The 7166-nt window shown below is 36.4% G+C and carries 2 protein-coding genes and 1 pseudogene; all 3 read right to left on the bottom strand.

Annotated elements, in window-relative coordinates; genetic code table 11:
- A pseudogene (locus ACFILZ_RS09120) lies at positions 1-2163 on the bottom strand (hypothetical protein); the annotation flags it as partial.
- A gap of 1153 nt (positions 2164-3316) precedes the next feature.
- Positions 3317-5722 carry a YadA-like family protein gene (locus ACFILZ_RS09115; RefSeq protein ID WP_375610960.1) on the bottom strand — a complete coding sequence of 802 codons (2406 nt, stop codon included), beginning with the start codon at positions 5720-5722 and terminating at the stop codon, positions 3317-3319.
- 1085 nt (positions 5723-6807) lie between these two features.
- Positions 6808-7166, bottom strand: a 359-nt coding sequence (locus tag ACFILZ_RS09110; RefSeq protein WP_375610959.1) for a YadA-like family protein, incomplete at its 5' end; no start/stop codon positions are given.

Genomic DNA, 7166 nt, shown 5'->3' with positions numbered 1-7166 from the left:
GCTATTTGTCTTCGCTTCACCTGATCCATGCGTTGCAACAAAGGCTTTAGCCGTTTCACTCCACAACAAGGAATCACTTTTCACATCGGCAATGTCTTTGCCTATTTCATTCTTAATATTCGTGATGGAATTATTCACATTGCTGAAAGAAGTACTTACACCAGCAAAGGCTGTGGTTACATCATGATATTCTTTATCTTCTGTATTGCCATCTTCTTTCACGCTCTTAATCGTGAATGTAGGGGCTGTCCATGTGCCATTTTCATAGCTAGCGCTACCGCCTAAAGACTTCGCAACTTTATCACCTAACGCATGAAGCTGATTACCCGTCACTGCATCCGTCGAGCCAGATTTAATGTCCCCATCTAATAGAGATGTAAGCTTGCTATTTGTCTTCGCTTCACCTGATCCATGCGTTGCAACAAAGGCTTTAGCCGTTTCACTCCACAACAAGGAATCACCTTGAACTGATTGAGTAATATTACTTATTTTTTCATCAAACTTTTTGACCTCATTAGACAGATGCGTATTTACATTCTGGACACTCGTATCAAGACCCGCAAACGCACTTCCAACATCGTTATAAGTATTATCCGTTACCGCACCATCATTAGTAATATTAGAGATTTTATAAGAAGGAGCTGTCCAAGCGCCATTTTCATACTTAGCATTACCACCAAAATATGTTGCTACCTGATCGCCCAATTTATGAAGCTGGTTACCCGTCACTGCATCCGTTGAAATAGCAGAAATATCTCCATTTTGAAGAGATGTAATCTTGCTGTTTTCTTTCTTGTCTCCATGTATCGCTACAAAAGAACCTTTGGACTTATCCCACAACAAAGCGTCATTTTTAGCAGCCGTAATGTCCTTTTCAATCTCTTTGCTAATTTCATCCTTAATATTATTAAATTTATCTTTAACATTCTCGAATGAAACACCAACACCGGCAAAGGCAGATGCAACATCGCCATAAGTCGAGTCAGAAACACTACCATCAGATGCAAATTTTTTAACCGTGAATTTAGGTGCTGTCCACGTGCCATTCTCATACTTAGCATTACCACCTAAAGATTTTGCAACACTGCTTCCTAGGGTATGAAGCTGAGAACCATTTATGGCATCAGTTGAGGTTGCTGTAATGTCTCCATTTTTAAGAGACGTAATCTTGCTACTTGTATTCTCTTCACCATGTGTCGCTACAAAGGCATTCGCCGTTTGGCTCCAGATTAAAGAATCACTTTTTTCACCAGCAATTTCTTTGCTAATCTCATTTTTAATATTCGCGATAGAATCACCAACACCGGCAAAGGCAGATACGACATTGTCATAAGTCGAGTCAGAAACACTGCCATCAGATGCAAATTTTTTAACCGTGAATTTAGGTGCTGTCCATGCGCCATTTTCATACTCAGCATTACCGCCCAAAGATTTTGCAACACTGCTCCCTAGGATATAAAGCTGGGAACCATTTACAGCATCGGTTGAGACTTCTGAGACCCTACCAGGAGAAACATCCAAAAGAAGCCGTGTTTTACCTTCACTATTCTTAATAGTTAACCTCGTTAATGGTGAGCTAGCAGCAACAGTTACCGCCTTGCCTTCATCCGCTCGACTTAGTGACGGGAGTGAACTTCTCATAAAAGGAAGGTTGCCTCTGTCTATATTCTCGTGCTGATCATACCCTTGAGATAGATTATTTTGTTTCTTCTCAATGACAGGAGACTCTTTTATTTTAATAATCTGATGATTCAAACTTGTGAAATCATTCTTAGCGCCAGAAAATGCCTCCACTACATTCTCATAACCTTCACTGCCCACAAATGCAGTATCAAAAGCATTTTTAGTTTGAAAGTTAATATTATATTTTAAGTTTTTGAAGTTTTCTTCATCCCCCATACCTGCAGAGCCACTCTCTTTGTATAATTTACTGCCAACGATATAAGCTGGCGGAATACCTTTAAGCACATTTGTAGCACCACTAAAATCGTTTGATACGTCATTTACAATATGAGCAGTAGCAGAAACAGGAAAAAGGGTTGATAAAAAAACAATCACTGAAGCCACTGAAAGTGCTTTAATAAAAGGTAATTGATAAAACAAGCAAGAATTTTTAAAACCATTCACCACTGGCGCCTTTGATGTGGTACATAATTTTTTCATAATAAATTCTCCAAGTAAGAAAAACATATCAAGAACATTAAAAAGACACATTTCAGCACTAAAGGTGATTTGAGGATTTGTTTTTCGTCTGTTCTTTATAAAGCTTAGGTTTTTCGCAAAGATTGAAAGGAGCAGATTAGAACTCCGATGAGATTGCGATTAACGTTGATTAATAGTTTGGTTAGTGAGGTTTTGGTTTATTCTGCCTTTAAGCAAGTTGTTTGTTTGTAGTAATTTCTGAATTTGTGGGTAAGAATAGAGAATGAAAGGGACATATTTGTGCGCTACTGTTAGATGTGTGTTATAGTTATTTGAAATAAAAGAGTTCGTTTTGTATGCTTAACGGACAGTGAATGTTTATGAGGGAAAGATTTAGGTTATTTAGACCCCGTGATAAGTTCAGGTAAAACTTTTATAGGATTATTGCGGTTTTATCACAAGAACAAGCGATTTGTTTCTTGATTTCTCGAGTCATTTTTCTTGAAGGGTTTTAAAGCAAAATGACGATAATTATGTGATTCTTTCATAACTTTCCGCACCTCCCTTTGCGAGAATTTTTCTTGTTCTGTTTATTCCAGAATGAGTCTTATAGACTTTCGAACAAAATAGCAAGAAGAAAATGAATTTAATTATTTTTACAGAATGAGTCTTTCTGATTTATGTAATCGTAAAATTCTCTATAATAAAAATTCATAACTTTTACGCGTTATAGACTTATGTAGAGGTTCTGTTTTACAGTTCAGTTTGAGGTATCTCCGTTTTGTCCAAAATGAGTCTTAGTTTCATTGCCTTCATTGCCACTGCTGCCTACAGAGAAAATAATTAAAATAGTAAAAAGTGAGATTTTTTTGTTTCTTTAAGCATATCCCCCCAATGGATATTTTCTATTAATGAAATTACAAAACGTACAGTTTTAAAATACTGTGCAATTATGCACTCTATCAATTTATATGATAATATTACTCTGCATTTGTAAAATTTTTGTTAAAGCGCTTCATTTTTTACTCAATTCAATCTCACTAAAATTATTCCTATAGAATATATTGTGATGAGACTTTATAAGTATATTACTCTGATAATATAAATTCGCCCTTGCCTTATTAAGACAAGGGCGAAAATTCAGCTAAATTGTAGTTTTTCATATTCTCTGGTGTTATTTTAATTTTAGAGTTATTCCACCACCTACACCCCACTTACCGCCAGCACTGGTAGCTGATAGATTAGAACGAATCTTGCCATCTTCAGATGTATAACCTGCACCAATCGCAAAGGCAGATTGTCCACGCCAAAAACCGCCACCAAATGAAACACTCACAGATCCTGGATCATCGAAGTAACGTAAGTTAGACACCGCCAAACCAATCGCTGCTGCTTGCCTAGCCTCTTTGCGCACATTCGTAATATCATAACTTAGTGCGTCAAACTTCATATCGGTATAGGATTTCGCCGCATTAACACCTTCATAGACTTGATCATTCGTATACTTGTTCGCACTTTCAAGAGTAATCCTCATCTGCTCCTCGGTATGCTTGTATAACTGACCACCATTCACTGCGTCCTTAGAGTCTTCTTTAATTTCTCCATCTTTAACATTAGTAATCAAAACAGGCTCACTGTCATCGACACCTTTTAGAGTGATGCTATTGGTTTTCTTTCCGCTATCATCGGTATCATAGCTAACCGCAACATTCACCTTGTTTTCAACTTCTGTTACCCTGTTTGTAACGCTGTTTACCTTGCTTTCAACTTCTGTTACCCTGTTTGTAACGCTGTTTACCTTACTTTCAACTTCTGTTACCCTGTTACTCATCTGTGAAAACTGATTGTCAGTCACCTCATAAGTTGACTTTTCTAACATTTCCCTAGGAGCAACAGTTACCGTGGTTGAATTATCTTCCTCATCCATAGCATTTTCCGCCTCATCTATGACAAAAGGTAAGCTTCTTATAAGACGTGAGCTTTTCGTAAAAGGAAAGCCAGCTGTAATATTCTTCCTATCATCATTCTTCGGTGGATAATACACTTCAACAATGCCAGGGCGACTATTTATATCAATAATACCGAGATTCAAAGTTGTTAAAGCACTATTTACACCAGCTAATGCATCTGCAACATTCGTATAAATATTCTCAGTCTCATTACCATCCATATCAAAGGCTTTAACTGTAAAATTAGGAGCACTCCAGTTTCCATCTTTATACTCAGCACCACCACCAAAATAACGAGCAACGACATTGCTCATAGCATAAAGTTGTGAACCATTTATCGCATCAGTTGATTGTTCTGAGATATCACCAGCAGAAATATTAAAAAGACGCCGAGTTTTACCTTTACTACTCAAAAAACTTACTTGAGTTAATGGTGAGTAAGAAGCAATAGTTATCGGGGTTGAATCTTCCTCCCCATTCATGGCAACAGGTGAGCTTCTCATAAAAGGAAAGCCGGCTGTAATATTCTTCCTATAATCATCCCCCGGTGGAACATCTGTTTCACCAATACCAAGGCCATTATTTATCTCAACAATACCAAGATTCAAAGTTGTTAAAGCTCTATTTACACCAGCAAATGCATCTGCAACGTTCTTATAGCTTTTCTCAGCCTCATTACCAGCCTTATCAAAGGTTTTAACTATAAAAGTAGGATCATTCCACGTTCCAGCGTCATCATATCCAGCACCACCGCCGAAATAACTCGCAAATGCCTGAGCCATAAAATAAAGCTGGCCACCATTTACTGCTTCGGTCGATGTTGCTGTAAATGCACCACCCCTAACCCCAGAGAGAATTCGTGGAGCATTTACACTGTTTGCAATATCTATTCTATTACCAGCTTCATTTCCACCAATCGTAATAAGTCCAGCGCTATTTTGCTTAACAAGGTTATTCCCTGCCGAATTAATGACTATATTTTCAATCTTTTTATCAAGATTCGTGAAAGAACTATTTACGCCTGTAAAGGCATCTGCAACATTATGATAGCTCTTTTCAGCTCCATTACCATCCTTATCAAAAACCTTAACTTTAAAAGTAGGAGGCGTCCATTTTACTCTATCAAATCCAGCACCACCACCAAAATAGCTAGAAATAGCAAGACCTAGAGAAAAAATTTGGGAGCCATTAACTGCATCAGACGAGAATGGCGAAATCACACCATTATTAACACCAGTAAGAGTTCTCAATTCATGAGAGCTATTTTCAATGCTTATTCTATTGCCACGTGCATTCGCACCAATTGTAATAAACCCTGAGCTATCTTGCTTAACAAGATTATTGCCCGCAACTTCACGTTCCAAACCATATAATGCAGAGCCAACATCTCTGTACACTTTACCGTTAATTATATAAGTTGGTGCAATATCTTTAAGTACATTTGTACCTGCTCCAAAATACTGCGATATATTGCCCCACGCATCACAAGCAGAAACAGGAGAAGCACCGGATAAAAAGACAGCTACCGAAACCAATGAAAGCGTTTTAATAAAAGGTAATCGATAAGGTGAGCAAGATTTTTTTAAATTACTCACTGCTAGTGTGCGTGGTGTGGTATATATTTTTTTCATAATAAATCCTCTAAGTAAGAAAAAGATATTAAAAACATTAAAAAGACACATTCCGGTGCTACTAAGCTCCAGAGATTATTTTTTTGTTTTATAAAAGATTGGGGTTGTCATAATGCGGAAGAGGACTATCTAAGATATCAATGATATAGTAGTCGACGGGATCGATAGTCCAATTAATAAGGTTTTTATTTATCCTCCTTTAAGGAGGTGGGGTTTTCTTTAGCAGATCCTTTAAATTTAAAGGTGAAGAAAGGTGAACGAAGTGTAGAAAAAACATGTTTGTGTACTATTATTAGGTGTTGTGTGTTTAATAGGCAATAAAAGATGTTTATTGCGGAAGTTAGTTAAGTTGTTTGCTGAGTAATTTAGAGCATTTTTTGTAGGGTTATTACGCTTCTGCCGTAAAAATAAGCGAGATACCCCTGAGTTTTATATTTATATCTCTTAAAGCTTTTTGAGATCAGATAATTGTGATTTTGTAATTTTGCCATAACTTACCGCACCCCGCTTTGCGAGAAGATTTCTAGTTTCCTTTAATTAATTTTTCGCACTTTATACAGATTATTAAAAAATAGCAAGGAAAAAATGAGATTTTTTATTTCTTTAAGGATACCCCCAGTGGATATTCTATTGTAAACTATAAACTGTATAGTTTTCAAATATTGTGCGGTTACACGTATGCTGTTAATTTATATGAAAACATCACTCTGCATTTGTGATTTTTTTGTTAATTAGTCCCATTAAAATTATTATTACAGAATATATTATTATAAAACTTTACAAGTATACTACTCTATGAATTTCTGTGTAAAATATCACTTCTTATAAAAATTTTCCCCTTGTCTGATGAGACAAGAAGGAAAAACTCTCTTAAAAATAAATATCGATTATTCAAATAATTCCTTTTGGAGATGATAAATGATTTTTTCATATAAAATTTCACAATAAAAAATATATTTTTACTCGAAATACGCCCTTATCTTTTATTGCTATTCATTTATGATAAAAATAACTTTCCTTCTCTTTAAATGGCACATGTAACGCATTTGATAAGAGAAGGAAAGTTTATTTCGAATTTTCTATTGTTAATTCAGTGTTACCCTAAATCCAGCACCTACACCCCAATGTCCCCCAGCACTTGTTGCAGATACGTTAGAGCGAAATCTTCCATTTTCAGACATATAACCAGCTCCAATAGCAAGTGCAGATTGACTGCGCCATACACCCGTACCAAGTGAAAAACTTAATTTTCCCGGTGTATCGTCATAGCTTAAATTAGATACTGCTAGACCAATAGCAGCAGCTTGTCTTGCTTCTTTCCGAACATCCTGAATAGCATAATTCAATGTCTCAAACTTCATATCCGCATAGGATTTCGACTCGTTAACACCATCATTGACAAGACCACTAATTTTCTCATCCGTATACTTATTGGCATCTTCAA

This window comes from Bartonella sp. AP40SXNS, from assembly GCF_042195825.1.
Classification (GTDB): Bacteria; Pseudomonadota; Alphaproteobacteria; order Rhizobiales; family Rhizobiaceae; genus Bartonella.
The sequence above is the reverse complement of the archived record's forward strand: the minus strand, read 5'-3'. Positions and strand labels throughout refer to the sequence as shown.

What these genes read in the sequence shown, in the direction of transcription:
- ACFILZ_RS09115 (WP_375610960.1), bottom strand. Translation starts at nt 5,722, where the DNA reads ATGAAAAAAATATATACCACACCACGCACACTAGCAGTGAGTAATTTA.